Source organism: Hymenobacter nitidus (assembly GCF_020447315.1).
Taxonomy (GTDB): domain Bacteria; phylum Bacteroidota; class Bacteroidia; order Cytophagales; family Hymenobacteraceae; genus Hymenobacter; species Hymenobacter nitidus.
In genome coordinates this window covers 84,216-100,112 of the sequence record NZ_JAJADQ010000013.1, presented here as the reverse complement: position 1 = coordinate 100,112, position 15,897 = coordinate 84,216, and the positions used below count along the sequence as shown (strand labels likewise).

Genomic DNA, 15,897 nt, shown 5'->3' with positions numbered 1-15,897 from the left:
TCAGCACCCCGCTTAGCGGTGCATCACGCGGCGGGTGGCCTGCTGTCCGGCGGCCTGCACCGTGAGCAGGTAGCTGCCGGCGGCCAGAGTGGTGGGCACGGCCAGCGGCACCAGGCGGCTGGGGCTTTGCTGACGGGCACGGTAAACCACGCGGCCCTGTGTGTTGGTCAGCGTGGCCATAATGTCGCCGCGCACCGGCTCCCGCAGCTGCAGCGTCAGCTCGTTGCTGAAGGGACTCGGATAGGCACTGGTGAGCAGCGGCGCGGCACTGGCGGCTAAATTCACCATCACGGCGGGCGAGTAGGAACCCGAGCCGTCCTGGTCGAGCTGGTGCAGACGGTAGGCGTACTTGCCCGGGCCAGCCGTTTCGTCGAGGTAGGTATACACGCGGACGGCACTGCTGTTGCCAGCGGCAGCCTGGCTACCGATTGCCTGGAAAGACTTCCCATCGGCGGCCCGCTCTACCACGAAGCTACGGCTCTGGTGCTCCGAAGCCGTTTGCCAGCGCAGCGCCACTCCCGCCTCCGTGCCGCGGCCCGTAAAGCTGGTCAGCTCCACCGGCAGCGGGTTGACGATAAAGACGTTGGAAGTAAAGACACCGCGCCCGTGGGTGGCGGCCACCACCATGCGGTCGGCTTTGCGCAGGCGCAGCATATCCACACGCACGTTGGCCAGGTTGGTGTTAGACGGCGACCAGCTTACGGCGGCGGTCGTCAGGTCGTCGGTGGTCCACACGCCCAGCTCGGTGGCAATCATAGCGCGTTTGCCGCCCGTGGGGTCAAACAGTACCCAGCGCACGGGCATATCGGGCAGGTTGCCTTCGGCCGAAGCCCAGGCGGTGCCGCCGTTGGTAGTCTGCCACACGCTGGTAGCTCCGTAGTTGGAAACGGTGAACAGAATGTGCTGGTCGGCATCGGGCGTAACAGCGCTGCGCTCCACGGCAATGCCGGAAATGGAAACGTTGGTGGGCCCGGTAGTATAAATCGGCGTAACGGTCGGCGTGGCCGTGTGGGCGTTGTCGATGCGCAGCACTTTGCCGCTGCTGGTACCCACATACACCCGGTTGTCCACGTTCGGCGACACGGCTACGTGCGTAACCTGACCCGGGGCGGGCACGGCCGTGGTAACCAGGGAGATAGTAGCCGATACCGGTGAGCCGGTGGCCTGCAGGGTGCGGCGCAGGTTGTTGGCGCTGTAGGCGTAATACAGCGCGTTGTTCTTGCTGTCGTACTCCATCGGGTTGATGAAGGAGCCGGTGTTGTCGTTCACGAGCGTGGTCGGAAACTGGGTTTCCGTGCCGCCCGTCGAGGTGCGGTAGATGTTGCTGTAAACGTAGGTGGCAAACTGGTATTGAGGCTGGTCTTCGTCGATAAAGCAGAAGGCCCCGTCGCCGCCGTTGATGTCCCGGGTTTGCGTGCCGGTGGTACTCCTGAACTGCTGGGTTCCGTTGTCCTGAGCCCCGGCCAGGAAATAGTTGTAGTCGGTGGGGTGAGCCGCCACGCTGTAGAACTGCGTCACGTTGAACCCCGAGTTGATGTGCGTCAGGGTCGGAGTGGCCGCCGTAGCGTTGGTGGTCCGGGCCACGCCGCCGTCGTTGCCGAAGTACGCAATAGTGCCCGAGCCCGGCAGAAAGGCAATGGCATGCTGGTCAGCGTGAATATTCTGGAAGCCGAAGCCGCCGTACCAGTGCGTTACCTGCTGCCAGGAGACGCTGTTGGCCCCGGTAGCTCCCGCATTGCTCGTCTTGAAAATATCGATTCCGCCCACAAACACCGTGTTGGGGTCCGTCGGGGACACGGCAATAGCCAAGTCGTACCAGGCCTGCCCGCGGGTGAAGTCGGCCGCCGTAATGCCGGTATCCGCATCATCGGGCTTAGGTAGCGCCTGCCAGGTCAGGCCACCGTCTAACGACCGGTAGATGTTGAGCAGCGTGCTGGAGGTGGAGCAGAACATGGCGTACATCCGCGTTGGGTCGCTGGGCGCAATGGCCACCTCCACCCGGTAATGGGTGTTGTTGGCCGGCAAGCCGGAGTTGGCCGGAGCGTTCAGGTTGGCATAGGTCCCGGCATCGCCCGAAGCCGAGTACATAATGCCTCCCCCCGCCTGAAAGATACCCAGCGAGGCGTATACCGCTCCCGTGGTCGGGTGCACATCCACGTCCGAAAAGTTTCCGTAGCCCGCGCTGTTATTGTACAGCACGCCCGCCCAGGTGGCGCCACCGTCCTTGCTGCGGCGCAGGCCGCTGGACGTGGCGGCGTACAGCCAGCCGTTCTTGTCGACTACTAGCTTCTGCACATAGTAGAACTCAAAGGTGTTGGTGCTGCTTAGCTGGCTCCAGGATGCGCCGTGGTCGGTTGATTTCCAGATACCCATGCCCCGCACCGCATCTACATTGCCAAAGCCCTCACCCGTTCCGAAATACATAATATCGGAGTTATTGGGATTGTAGGCCATGGTCGTAATGGCCATGTTGGCAAACGAGTCATTCACCTTCGTCCAGGTGGGCGTGGTGGCCATGGCGTTGTTTGTTTTCCAGAGGCCGCCGCCCACCGAGCCGGCCCACACCTTATTGCCGGTAGCGTCAGCGGGGTCGGGCAACAGGGCCCGCACTCGGCCACCGATGTTGCTGGGGCCTTTCTCCGACCAGTTGGCCGTGCTCAGACTGCCGCCAATGGCCCGCTGGCCGGCCTTTTCCGCCAGCATCTGCGCGATCTGCTCCTGGGCTACCAGCAGCCGTTCGCGCGGCACGGTGCCCGTGGCCGGGTCGCGGGTAAGCGCTACTTCCTGAGCCAGGGCCAAATCGGGACGGTCGGGGCGCTTTGGTTCTTCCTCTTCTGACTCTGAGCTCAGACCGTGCGGTGCAGGACGGTGGGACAAGGAAAGCTGTTGCAGGTGGTAGCTGCCCAAGGCAACTCCCATAGTAAGTAAGCTGGCGCATGCCCATTGCATGCCGCTTACGGAGCGTAAATTTTTTTTCAAGCGTTTCTCGAATTGAACCCAACTATTAGGGTTTCCAAATATAACTAGGAGTTTCCTCTGTCGCCTTCTTGCTTTAATCTTATTATTTGCACACTGCTAATCAACCACTGACTTAGGCTACTGCCCGTGCAGCCCAGCTTAAACCATTTGGCACACAAGAGATTCAGATAATAAAAAAGGGGAACCCTGTGTAGGGCTCCCCTTTTTGCAAACACGTACTACGGCTATTACTAGCGTTTTAGTACTACTTGGCGCGTAGCCATTTGCTTGGCGTCACGCACGGTCAGGGTGTATACCCCGGCGCTGAGGCTGCTGGGCACGTTCAGCTTCAGCAGACGGTCAGCAGTTTTCACTTCGGTCTTGTACACCACGCGGCCCTGCATATCGGAGAGGCTGATGGTGGCACCGCTGGCAGCAGCCTGGCTTAGTTCCACATTCAGGGTTTGCACGAAGGGGTTCGGATAGGCACTGCTGATGAACTTGTTATTTACTGCCACGGCGTTCTTGTTAGCTAGGGCCACAAATACATCCGTGGTATAGAGGCCACGACCGTGCGTAGCGGCCACAATCTGCTTGTCCGACGTGCGCATGCGCAGCATGTCGACGCGCACGTTGGCCATGCCGGTGTTGGCGGGGTCCCAGGCCACATCCGGTGCGTCCAGGTTGTCGGTGCTCCACACACCTAGCTCGGTAGCCAGCATTGCCCGCAGGGGGTTAGCAGGGTCAAACAGGGCCCAGCGTACGGGCATATCGGGCAGGTTGCCTTCTACGCTCCGCCACGTGGTGCCACCGTTTCTGGTTTCCCACACGCTGGTCACGCCGTAGTTGGAGTAAGTCACCAGCAGGTGGTTGTCGTTGCCGGGTTCAGCCGCCACGCACGACACCGAGCCGATACCAGCCCGGATTTCCGTGAACGTCGGCGTAGCCGGAGCTTCGGCCAGGGCATCATCAATGCGCAGCACTTTGCCGTTGCTGGTACCCACGAACACCCGGTTATCCTGAACCTTCGAAACCGTTACGTGCGTCACCGAGCCTGAGCCCGCAGGCAGAGCCATGCTCCGGGTCGTGTTGGAAGTCGTTGCGTTGGGCCACACAAACATAGTTCCGGCCGTTGAGCCAGCGTACATCGTGTTGCTCTTGCTGTCGTAGTCCGTGGGGTTAATAAACGAACCGTTGTTGTTGTTGGTGATGCGGGGGAAGGTAGCACCGCTGTTGCTGGAGCGGAAGTAGTTGCTGTAGACGTAGGACGTAAACTGGAACGTTGGGTCATCCTCGTCGATAAAGCAGAAGGCACCGTCGCCACCCGAGGCTTCGGCTGTGCTGCTCAAACCAGCGGCATTAAACCGCTGGCTACCGTTGTCCTGCGCACCAGCCAGGAAGTAGTTCCGGTTGGTGGGGTGAATGGCGGCGGCGTAGAACTGCGTTACGTTCAGACCGTTGTTGCGCTGCCGGAATACCACTTCACCGGTAGCAGGAAAGGCATTTTCCGTGAGAAAAACACCACCGTCACAGCCGAAGTAAGCCTTGCTACCGTCGTTGGAAGCAAAGGTTACCGTGTGCTGGTCGGCGTGCACGTAGCCGGGGTTGGTTTTGCTCCGGCTCCAGTACGAAGCTTGGCTCCAGACTACGGGCGTGGCATTGGCATCCAGGGTGCGGAACAGGTCGACACCACCGATGTAGATCTGGTTGGGGTTGCTGGGCGATACGCCGATGGAGAGGTCGTACCAGGCCTGGCCGCGGGTGAAGTCGTCGGAGTTTTCCCAGCGGGGCTTGTTCAGCGCGGTCCAGGTAGCACCACCGTCGTTCGAGCGGAAGATGTCCAGGATGGCATTGTTCACGTCCTGGAACAGGGCGTACACGCGGTTGGCATCGCTCGGCGCGCAGGCCAGCTCAATGCGCTCATAGCCCGAGGTTGGCAGGCCCGAGTTGGTCTGCGTGTTCAGGTTGGTCCAGCTGCCGGCATTGCCCGTGGTCGAGCGGTAGATGGCGTCGCCTTCCTGCACGCCCATGGCGGCGTAAATCTTATTGTCAGCACCGATTTCGATGTCGGCAGCGCGGTTAGAAACGGCGCCGGTGCCAGCGCCCAGCACTTTCTCCCACGAGGTACCGCCGTTGGCGCTCCGGAACAGGCCGCCACGCGTCGCGGCATATACGTCGCCGGTTACGGGGTGCACCACCAGCTTCAGCACGTACTGGAAGTTAGCACTGCGGGCCGTAGAAGACAGCTGGGTCCAGGTCACGCCATGGTCCGTCGATTTCCAGATACCCAGACCGCGCACGGCATCAGCGTTGTAGTAGCCTTCACCCGTACCGAAGTACATGATGTCGGGATTGAGAGGGTTGAAGGCAATGGCTGTCACCGCCAGATTGGCGAAGAAGTTATCCACGCTCTGCCAAGACACGGGCGTAGTCAAAGCCCCCGTCGTGGTTTTCCACAGGCCACCGCCGGCCGCACCAACCCATACCGTATTACCGGTAGCATCAGCGGGGTCAACTACTAGGGCCCGGATGCGGCCCGCCACGTTGTTTGGGCCCCGCTCCACCCAGCTGGTCTGAGTCAGGCTGCTGACGGGCAGACGCCGGCTGGGGCGCTCTGCCAGCAGCTGCTGAGCGTATTCCTGGGCTTGTATCAGCCGCTCGCGGGGCACAATGCCCAGGGCGGGGTCGAGGGTACGCTCGATGTCCTGCTCAAGAGCCAGGTCGGGGCGGTCTTCCTTCGACTTTTCCTCCTCTTCCTCACCTTCGAGCCGCTGCTCCAGGTTTTGGGAAATGGGGGTGGTAGCGCCGCGCTGCCAGAAGAACAAGCCACCAAAAGCGGTAATGACGCTCAGCAGCAGCAGAGCCCACCACTGACGGTTACGGGGGGTTGATGATTTCACCATTTAGAGAGTAAAATTGAACAAATTGAAGGGGTGTTGGAGTATGGCCTGACACACGCTAAGCGCGTCTTAATCAGGAATAAATATAATGCTTTTGGTAGTTTTGGAGTTCTAGGGCCCAAGACATTAATTTTTCTTTAATCTTTGAACAAGCTGATTGCCAATATATTATCTGGAATTCTCCACCCATTACTGGTGCCTTCGTATCTATTTTATATGATATGTTATCAGTTGCCGGGCACAATTATGCTCCCCGACCCGGCTGATCGGTGGGTAGTAATGGCTATTGTTTTTGCTTTCACCTTTCTATTACCGTCACTTGGAACCGGGGCATTGTACTGGTTTGGCCACGTCAATTCCCTGCTCCTGCGCGAGCGGGCCCAGCGGCCCCTGCCGCTGCTGCTGGCTGCCTTCAGCTTCGGTATGGCCACGATGGTGCTCTACCAGCCCGCCATTTTCGACCGGCTGCTCAGCCAGATCATGACGGGCATGACGGCAGCCGTGTTCCTGACCTTTCTGATTTCGCTGCGCTGGAAAATAAGCGCCCACGGCGTGGGTATGGGGGGCGCCCTGGGTTTGCTGCTCCTGTTTCATCTGACCGGGCCTTCCGCCTACACGCTGTGGGGACTGGTGCTGATGGTGGTGCTGGCCGGTAGCGTGCTCAGCGCGCGCCTAGCCCTGGATGCGCACACGCCAGCCGAGGCCTGGGCCGGCCTGAGCCTGGGTATCGGGCTGGTTTTCGGCCTTAGCGTTGGCCTCTGGCTTAGTAGCTAGACCAAAGGCCAACTCCGGCTAACTTTCGGCCTTAGCCGCGGCGCGCCATTTCCTGCTCCACCAGGGCCTGTACCTCGGGCCGGTCGTAGTCGGCTTCGGCCTGGATATGGGGCATCAGGCGGCTCATAATCTGTTCCTGGGTCTGCCCACTCTGCCAGGCTTCCGCGTAAGGGGTGTGCGAGAAGGTTACCTGCGAGTAAAGCGGCGTCCATTTGCCGGGAAACTGGGCCGAAATGCGGGCTTCGATCTTCTTTTGCAGCAGAAACCGCGGGTCGCCGACCCGGTCGCGCATTTCCTCGAAGTTGTACACGGCTAAGTCGGCAATGGCGTCGGCGTTGGGCTTGCGCTGGCGCTGAAACTCGGAAAAAATGCGGTGCCAGTCGTCGCCATACTGCTCCAGCAGCTGGTTGAGCACCGTGCAGTCCTCAAAGCCGGCATTCATGCCCTGACCGTAAAACGGCACAATGGCGTGCGAGGCGTCGCCGAGCAGCAGCACGTCATCGTCGAAAGCCCAGGGAAAGCACCGGATGGTCACCAGCGAGCCAGTGGGGTTGCGGAAAAACTCGTCCGTCAGCTCGGGCATCAGCGGCACCACATCCGGAAATACCTCCTCAAAAAACGCCTGGACCTGCTCGGGCGTTTGCAGCGAAGCGAAGGAATGCGGGCCTTCGTAGGGAAAAAACAGAGTGCAGTTAAAAGAGCCGTCCAGGTTGGGCAGGGCAATCATCATGTACTGCCCGCGGGGCCAGATGTGCAGGGCATTCTTTTCCAGCAGCCACTCCCCCGCCGGGCCGGGCTCAATGTTGAGCTCCTTGTAGCCATAATCGAGGTAGCTCTGGGAATAGTTGTAGCGCTCGGTTTTCTGCAGGGCGCTGCGCACGGCCGAAAAGGCCCCATCGGTGCCAAACAAGCGCCGGAAAGTGGTGTGCTGCTCCTGCCCGGTGATGGTGTCGCGCAGCTCCAGCTGCCGGGTGCGCGGGTCGAGGCTCAGGCACTGCTGATTGAAGTGCAGCCGGATGCGCGGGTCGGCCTCGGCCAGCCCAAGCAGCGTGCGGTTCAGGCCCGCGCGCGACACGGAGTAAATAGCTTGGTTATCCTGGCCATACGGCTGGTAGCTCAGGTTGCCCTGGGCATCGTGCATCACGCGCCGGTACATGGGAATAGCCACCTGCCGGATTTCGTCGCCGATACCTACCTCCTCCAAGGCCCGCCAGCCACGGTCAGACAACGCCAGGTTGATAGAACGCCCCTCGACGGACCCGCTCAGGCGCATATCGGCTCGCCGCTCATACACATCGACGGTATGGCCGCGCCGCGCCAAGAACAGGGACAACAGGGAGCCGACCAGCCCGGCCCCCATTACGGTGAGTGTTTCGGCAGAAGTGGTAGCGGAAAACGAGTGGGTGGGCATGATGGGTGAACGTAGGAGAAGGAGAGCGGAACTATACAGGGCGAAAGTAACCCTTTCCCGCTAGTTGCTTGGGCCGGAAATTATCCATCTTCAACGGGCAAGTAGCTAAGGTTGGACGTAAATGCGACAATTCCGGGTTTTGGCCACTGTATCTTGCGCTGTTAATTGGCCTGATTAAGCGGGAAAGGAGCAGTGCAGTAAAGTCAATAGGTGGCCCGGGCAACTACTAATACGTTTTACCACGCTCGAAGAGCCTACAACGGCTACCAATTATACTTTTTCCGCTTTCAAAAAACCAACTTCCATTTACTGCCAAGTATATATTCCGGAATAATGCAATTCAATGCATAGTCAGCCAAGATAGCAGCCCATAAGCTGCAATTTGGTTATTCGGCATACATACTTTATTTTTACGAGATTTTTCTGCTCGAAAACAAGCTTCTCCCCACCTTTTGCACACTTTTTTTATGAGGAAACCCTACAGTTTTCTACTCATCCTTTTATGCTTACTTCTAGCCGGCGGCCGGGCCTGGGCTCAGGATGACGTCACCGTCAGCGGAGTAGTACAAACCGAGACCGGCGAAGCCCTCCCGGGCGCTACGGTATTTGTCAAAGGCACCTTTATTGGCAGCAGCACCGACCGAGACGGTAAGTTTCAGCTGCGGGCCGATTTCAGCACGCCGCCGGTCGTATTATCGGTGTCGTTCGTGGGCTATGAGAGCCGCGAAATAACTCTGCAGCAGCCCGACCAGGCCGTGAAGGTGCAATTGAAGATTAACTCGGTACTGACCAGCGAAGTTATTGCGTCGGCCTCCCGCGTGGAAGAAGGTATTCTGCAGGCTCCCGTGACCGTGGAGAAGCTGAATGCCCAGCAAGTGGAGCGCATCACTACCGCCGACCTGCAGGGCGGCCTGAGCCAGTACAAAGGAATTGACGTGAACAGCAGCAGCCTGCTGATGAACTCCATCAGTACGCGCGGCTTCAACTCGGCCAAATCCGAGCGCCTGATTCAGCTGACCGACTACTTCGATACGCAAAGCCCCAGCCTGAACCTGAACGCCGGCAACCTGACCGGCCTCTCGGAGCTGGACGTGGAAAGCGTGGAAATCATTCACGGCCCGGCCTCAGCCCTCTACGGCGCCAACGCCTTTAACGGCGTACTGCTGCTGAACTCGAAAGACCCTTTCGTGAGCGAAGGCCTGAGCGTGCGGGTGCGCGGCGGCGAGCGGAGCTACTTCGACGGCCAGCTGCGCTACGCCAAAAAGCTGGGCGAGAAGTTTGCTTTCAAGATTGTGGGCTCCTACACCAAAGCCAACGACTGGCTGGCGGAAAACTACGGCGCCAACAGCACCGTGATTGAGCGCGCCAACAACGCCGAAGGCTCGCCCCTGGGCTACGATGCCGTGAACCGCTACGGCGACATCGGCCGCTTCACCTTCCCCAGCACCGCCCCCGAGGGCGTGCGTGGCAAGACCATTTTCCTGCCCGGCTACACGGAAAAGGAGCTGATTGGCGAAGATGACCAAGCTAAGTCGCTGAAGGTGCACCCCACGCTGTCGTACTTGCTGACCGACAACATCAAAATGACCGTGGGTGCCAACTATGCCCGCGGCACGGCTACCTACCAGAGCAGCAGCCGCTACCGCCTGCGCGACTTTGGTACCAACCAGCTGCACGGTGAAATCAAAGGCGCGAACTGGTTCCTGCGGGGCCAGACGGTGCAGGACTTTGGCGCAAACTCTTACGACCTGACCTTCTTGGGCGGTTACATCCAGGGCTCCAAGATTTCGCCCGACGGCACCGGTATGAGCTATGCCGAGCGGTATTATGCCACGTACCTGAGCGAATTTCAGAAAGGCAAAACCCTGGAGCAGGCCCAAGCCGCCGCTAACGCTACGCTGCTGAAGCCCTCGGATCCACGCTTCCAAGAGCTGCGCTCCAACATCATCAGCGACCCGACGCCTGGTAAAGGTGCCCAGCTGAACCCCAGCTCTTACCTGAACGAAGGCAACGCCCAGTACAACTTCACCCTGACGGAAAAAACCAGCCTGATTGTGGGCGGCGCTTACCGTAAATTCCGCCTGGGCTCGAACGGTAACTTCTTCTCCGACGACAACGAGCGGATTCAGAACTACGAGCTGGGTGGCTACGGCCAGCTGAGCCACACCATGCTGAACGACCGTCTGAAGCTGGCCCTGGCCGGCCGCGTCGACGACTTCAAGAACTTCAAGCCCGCCTTCTCGCCCCGTGCCTCGGCCGTATACTCGGCGGGTGCCAATAAGGAGCACAACTTCCGCGCCTCCTTCGGTCGGGCCTTCCGCTCGCCCACGCAGCTCGACCAGTACGTGCGCATCGACATCGGGCAGGTGGTGCTGCTGGGCAACGTCGGCAACGGCTTCCAAGGCGTCAACACGACGACCCAGGCCCCGGTTGACATTGCCAAGCTGAAGCTGGAGCGCCTGAACACCTTCGAAGTGGGCTACAAAGGCACCTTCCAGGAAAAGATGGTGGTTGATGTGAACTACTTCCGCAGCTACTACAACGACTTCATCGGCGCGCAACGCTTCATCGGCAACCGGGACGGCAGCCGCCCCACCAAGGAGCAGCTGGCCGCCGGTGCCCCTACCCAATACCGGGAGGCCGCCTCCCAGACCCGCGTGCTGCAGGTGTGGACCAACGCCCGGCAGGAAGTACAAACCCAAGGGGCAGCCCTGGGCCTGAGCTACAACGTGAGCCGCCCCCTGACCATTACGGCCAACTACTCGCTGAACCTGCTCGACGAGAGCAAGCTGCCCGAGGGTTTCCAGGCATTTTTCAACACGCCCAAGCACAAGTACAACGTCGGCGCCAACGGCCTGGTGTCGCGCCACTTCAACTACTCGGTAAACTACCGCTGGGCCCAGGGCCACCTGTACGAAATGCCGTTTGCCGTGGGCACGCTGGACGACTACAGCTCGGTAGATGCCTACGTAGGCTACGTCATTCCCAAAGCCTTCACCACGATTCAGGTGGGGGGCTCGAATCTGTTCAACGCCAACAACACGCAGGTATACGGTGGTCCTAACATCGGCCGCCTGATCTTCGCCGGCCTGTTGATTGACATCAAATAGATTCGGTCTGGCTTCATAAAAGAAGGCTCCCCAGCAATGGGGAGCCTTCTTTTATGCGGGTATAATCCGGCGAAAGGTCAGGTTGAGGCGCGGGCCAACCGGCTGGGTTGTTTTGGGCACCGCGTGCAGCCAGTGCTGCTGAGTGGGGCCGCGCATGAGCAGCAAGCTGCCCGAGGCCAGCTCCAGCGAAACGGGTGCGTGCGGCGTCGCCAGCGGGTCGCGGGGCTTGAGGCGAAACCGGCGCGTGGCCCCCAGGCTCACGGAGGCAATTACGGGCTCGGGGCCCAGCTCCGGCTCGTTGTCGGCGTGCCAGCCCATACTGTCGTGGCCGGCCCGATAGAGGTTGAGCAGTACGCTGTTGAACCCGGTTTGGGTGGCCTCTTCGACCAGCGTGCGCAAGGCCTGCAGAGCCGGCGTCCAGGGCTGGGGTTCCCAACTGAGGCCCGAGTAGGAGTAGCGGGCCGACGGGTCGCCGTGCCAGGCAGTGAGGCGGGGCTGGGGTACCAGCTTGCCGAAGAGCTTAATCGATTCGTGGCGCCAGGCTATGGTTTGCTCCAGCTCGGCGAAAAGGGCATCGGCCGCCGCCACCGGCAGAAACTGCGCGTCGAGAAAAACCTCGGCGTTGGGTAGCGGCACAAAAGAAAGAGGCACGGAGGAGAAAGCAGAACCGGAAGTAACAGGTCAGGTGCACCCGGCGGCGTTTACTTGCCCACCAGGTTGGGCGCCAGCAGATAAAGGCCGAAGATGAGAGCTAAGCACACCAGCAAAGCCGGCAGCCAATGCCGGCTGACGTAGGGACGCGCCCCCACGTACTGGGGCCAGAAATAGAGCAGATACGCCAGGGCGGCAATCAGATTGACCATGCTCACAAACCACAGGTGGGGCCCGTAAGTCATCATCAGCCAATTCACTACGCCAGCGGCGGCCAGCAGAAAGCCCAGCATAAACAGCACCAGGCGGAAAGCTTTGCCCGACTCCTTGAGCCGTACCATATTCACCACCAGCAGCGCCCCGCCGGCAATAAAGGAAATCAGCATGGAGAACAGGGCAATGGTACCGGGCGAGTACAGGGCCGGTCCTTCAGCAACCGGTGCAGCGTCCGGATCAGCAGCGGTTTCCTCGGCTACCTGTTGGGCCTGGGCGGCCTGCTGGGCCTGGCGCTGCTGCTCCACGATGGGCAGCAGCTCGGCCCGGATAGCGGTAGCCTCTTGTGGCGCCTGCCCCCGCTTCTCCAACTCGTCGAGCACGGCTAATACGGCATCTTCGCGGTATTCGGCGCGATTTTGCACGTAGAGCAGCAGCTCCGACAAGGTTTTGCGGGACATTTTCTCCGCGTATTCTTCAGCCATGACGTTTGTAAATCAGCAAAAATCCTTCCCACGTTCCCAGCAGTAATACAACGTAAAACCCGGCTGGTCGGCGAAACATGCTCAAAATATTATACACTGGCCCAGCGCGCCAGCACTTCTCCTACCCGCTGCACGTCGCTGAAGGAGTTGTAGAGCGGCACGGGCGCCAGCCTGATTACGTTGGGCTCGCGCCAGTCGGCAATGATGCCGGCCCCGGCCAGGTAGTCGAACAGGGCGCGGCCGTTTTTGTGCACCAGCATGGAAAGCTGGCAGCCGCGGGCGGCGGGGTCGTGGGGCGTAATGATTTCGAGTACCTCGCGGGGCAGTTCCAGCTGGCGCACCATAAACTCGAGGTAGGCCGTGAGCTTCTCGCTCTTTTTGCGCAACGCTGCCATGCCACCGGCCTCGTCCACGATGGCCAAAGCGGCCCGGTGAATGGCCATCGGGAAAATCTGGGCGTTGGAGAGCTGCCAGCCGGCCGCACCGGTCATGGGCCGGAAGCCTTTTTTCATCTGGAACCGGTCGGCTGGGTCGTGGCCCCACCAGCCGGCCAGGCGCAGCAGGTCGGGGCGGTTCGCAAACCGCTCGTGCACGAACACGCCGGATGTGCCGCCCGGTCCCGAGTTCAGGTATTTGTAGGAGCACCAGCAGGCAAAATCCACGTCCCAGTCGTGCAGGTGCATCTCCAGGTTGCCGGCCGCGTGGGCCAGGTCGAAGCCCACGTTGGCACCCACGGCGTGGCCAGCTTTGGTAATGGCCTCCATGTCGAACGCCTGGCCCGTGTAGTAGTTCACGCCCCCCAGAATAACAACGGCCAGCGACTCGCCCAGCTCTTGGATTGCCGCCTCAATGTCTTCGGTGCGCAGCGTATGCTCGCCCGGGCGGGGCACCAGCTCCACAATGGCCTCGTCGGGCGCGAGGCCGTGCAGCCGCACCTGCGACTCCAGCGCGTACTGGTCAGAGGGGAAAGCACCGCCTTCCATCAGGACTTTATAGCGCGTGGTGTTGGGCTGGTAAAACGACACGAGCAACAGGTGCAGGTTGGTCGTCAGGTTGTTCATTACCACCACCTCCACGGGCTTGGCGCCCACCAGGCGGGCAGCGCTGTCGGTCAGGCTTTCGTGGTAGTGCATCCAGGGCGAGGTGCCGTGGAAATGACCTTCCACCCCCTGGGTTTCCCAGCTTTCAAACTCGGCTTCCACGGCGGCGCGGGCCGCTTTGGGCATCAGCCCCAGGGAGTTGCCGCAGAGGTAGACGCTGGGTTGCCCATCGGGGGCCAGAGGCAGGTGGAAGCGTTGCCGGAAGTCGCGCAGGGCGTCCTGCTCGTCGAGGGCAGCGGCAAATTCGGCGGTGGGCAGAAAGGAAATCATAGAAGTAAAGATAGACAGGTAAAATCGACCCGCTGCTACCTCAGGCCCGAGCATTGCTTGGGCAGCCCTTCGGTTCCTCTTGTTTTTCTCAACCGTGAGCCGGTTGGTATTGGGCTTTTATCACCATAGTCCAGAGTGGTTTCGTGCACCTTTCGCTAGTTAATCCAGATGCCCTGCATGAAGAGCACAAAGAGGTATACCATAAGCAGCACGTTTACAATATACAGTCCGGTAGCAGCTTCCCGGTACCAGCGGGCTGCGTTGGGACTCACGGCCAGGTAAACCACTACATACAACAGAAACAAGGTAAAGTAGACCACGGCCTGCCCCGGATAGAAGCTGGTAAAGCGCCATACTCCGCCCATACACACTATCACTGCAAGTCCAGTCCCCACCACAATACCCAGCAACTTACGCTGCTGCGGGGCGGGCATCGTCCAGCACCACCAGAGCAGCACCACAAAGAAAGGCGAAGCCAAAACATAGCGGGCCATCCCCACTAAATCACCACCCTGATAAAAAATAATGAAGAATGCCGCGCCCACGCAGTACCCCATAGAAAACAACACGGCCTTGGAGGGAAATGCCCCTTCTGCTGGATTACTTTTCTTAAGCCACCGTATCCCCAGCACGGCACAGGAAATGAAGCAGATAAAGCTAATTATCAAAGCGAAGGCATCCAGCCATAGAATGTTAAAGCCCCCCGAACTAAATAAAACAACGTCGGGTAGACGGATCTTATGCCCCCAGAGCTTATCGTGTACCTTGAAGAAGGCAAAGGCGTCGCCATGGCTTTTATACTGAGCCAGCATAACTCCTCCCACAGCTGTCAGTATGGCTAATAATCCAGTAATGATGCGCAGCAAGCTGGCTAGCTTGGCCGACCGGCTCCACCACAGCAACTCGGCAAACAGATACGCCGGCACAAAAAGCGTGGCAGCTGAGCGGCTCAGGCAAGCCAGAAACAGGCCCACCAGCACCAGCCCATGTTTACGCTGGTGTAATCCCACGAGCATTATCGTCGAGAAGAAAAAGAAAAATGCCTCGGCGTATGGTACCAAACCGAAGAAGAGCATCGGGGCCGACAACGCCACCAGAATCTGGCGGAACGATAACTGAAAGCTCCACGCCAGTAATCCTACTCCAACCCAAGTGCAGCAGGCATTGAGAATGCTGACGGATATGGCGCTCATATTCGTGTAATGCCACACGAGGGGAAGCAAAGGAAAAAAGGCGTTGATGCCACTTGTGGCCTGGTCATACCCCGTTTGCGACAAGTTGTGGAATAGGTTGGCATCCCAAGTAAGCAGGCGCTGATCGGTAGGCAACTGTTGAATAACACCAAAGGCATACAGCACCGAATAAGCAACCACTAGCAAAACGGCGTGTAATGCTATTGCCAAGAAGATGGTGGTGCTGCGCTGTAAAACACCACGGATCGGCTGGACCACCGGATGATTTAACTGGGATTCGGATAAAAGCATTAGCGTAGTTTTTCCACGAACATATCATCACACTTCATCCTGTGATGCTCTCCCCACTGCCATATATACACGTTTACCATATCGGTCGGCCTCATATCCGCCGGTAACTCGTGGGTTTGATGCACCAGTTCCCAGGAGCGGTAGCGCTTTACAACCTCCCGAAAGCCCATGCTCTTGTAGTAAATCTTTTCGCCGTCACGCTCTACATTTATGGCCAGCGCCGTGGTTATTCGCCCGTGGGGCAGCCATACCCAGGCGCCCACCCGAATGGTTTTGGGATTGTTTAATTCGGCCCAGGAGCGGGAAAAATTTGGCCCGTAATCATCAGCAATACTTAGGCTGTATGACCAACGCCCGGAGTGTGCTGTGCTATCAGTCAGCCAGGGCGGGTCCTGCGGGCCCCAGCCATGGATGTCGTCAAAGCCGATTCGCACAACTTCTTCGGCCTGGGACTGGCAGCCAGTTGTAAGAATAGCTCCTAAGCCTAGCTTAAGCAAAGCTGTTCGTAGCTGCCGTGCTGCTGAATTACTCATTTATTCTT

At 59.5% G+C, this 15,897-nt stretch carries 10 protein-coding genes; 2 read left to right on the top strand and 8 right to left on the bottom strand.

From position 1 onward, the window contains the following. Nucleotides 1-12 precede the first annotated feature (12 nt). Entirely contained in the window at nucleotides 13-2,919 is a 2,907-nt protein-coding gene (locus LGH70_RS20695; protein ID WP_226189658.1) for a T9SS type A sorting domain-containing protein, read from the bottom strand. A gap of 290 nt (nucleotides 2,920-3,209) precedes the next feature. Further along, the gene (locus tag LGH70_RS23880; RefSeq protein WP_226189657.1) at nucleotides 3,210-5,858 is read right to left on the bottom strand and encodes a T9SS type A sorting domain-containing protein; all 2,649 of its coding nucleotides are present in this window, start codon (nucleotides 5,856-5,858) and stop codon (nucleotides 3,210-3,212) included. 246 nt (nucleotides 5,859-6,104) lie between these two features. On the opposite strand from LGH70_RS23880, the gene LGH70_RS20685 reads away from it, so the two are divergent. Beyond that, entirely contained in the window at nucleotides 6,105-6,632 is a 528-nt protein-coding gene (locus tag LGH70_RS20685) for a hypothetical protein (protein WP_226189656.1), read from the top strand. 31 nt (nucleotides 6,633-6,663) lie between these two features. Here LGH70_RS20685 and LGH70_RS20680 read toward each other — a convergent pair whose 3' ends face one another. Then, the gene (locus LGH70_RS20680; RefSeq protein WP_226189655.1) at nucleotides 6,664-8,043 is read right to left on the bottom strand and encodes an FAD-dependent oxidoreductase; all 1,380 of its coding nucleotides are present in this window, start codon (nucleotides 8,041-8,043) and stop codon (nucleotides 6,664-6,666) included. 467 nt (nucleotides 8,044-8,510) lie between these two features. Between LGH70_RS20680 and LGH70_RS20675 the strand changes: the two genes are divergently transcribed. Continuing rightward, complete coding sequence (locus tag LGH70_RS20675) at nucleotides 8,511-11,153, top strand: TonB-dependent receptor (RefSeq protein WP_226189653.1); 2,643 nt, start codon at nucleotides 8,511-8,513, stop codon at nucleotides 11,151-11,153. A 51-nt stretch (nucleotides 11,154-11,204) separates the two neighbouring features. Here the strand turns inward: LGH70_RS20675 and LGH70_RS20670 are convergent, their stop codons facing one another. From LGH70_RS20670 to LGH70_RS20650, 5 genes are all read right to left on the bottom strand, one after another. Further along, a complete protein-coding gene (locus LGH70_RS20670; protein WP_226189652.1) occupies nucleotides 11,205-11,804 on the bottom strand; it encodes an alpha-ketoglutarate-dependent dioxygenase AlkB family protein in 600 nt (199 codons plus the stop codon). Nucleotides 11,805-11,854: 50 nt separating this feature from the next. Beyond that, complete coding sequence (locus LGH70_RS20665) at nucleotides 11,855-12,502, bottom strand: hypothetical protein (RefSeq protein WP_226189650.1); 648 nt, start codon at nucleotides 12,500-12,502, stop codon at nucleotides 11,855-11,857. A gap of 89 nt (nucleotides 12,503-12,591) precedes the next feature. Next, a complete protein-coding gene (kynU, locus tag LGH70_RS20660) occupies nucleotides 12,592-13,872 on the bottom strand; it encodes a kynureninase (RefSeq protein ID WP_226189648.1) in 1,281 nt (426 codons plus the stop codon). 155 nt (nucleotides 13,873-14,027) lie between these two features. Further along, nucleotides 14,028-15,356: a hypothetical protein gene (locus tag LGH70_RS20655; protein ID WP_226189646.1), complete on the bottom strand. Its 1,329-nt coding sequence runs from the start codon at nucleotides 15,354-15,356 to the stop codon at nucleotides 14,028-14,030. Continuing rightward, on the bottom strand, nucleotides 15,356-15,853 hold the full coding sequence (locus LGH70_RS20650; protein ID WP_226189644.1) for a hypothetical protein: 498 nt from the start codon (nucleotides 15,851-15,853) through the stop codon (nucleotides 15,356-15,358). Before LGH70_RS20650 ends, LGH70_RS20655 begins: the two co-directional genes overlap by 1 nt. Nucleotides 15,854-15,897: the final 44 nt, after the last annotated feature.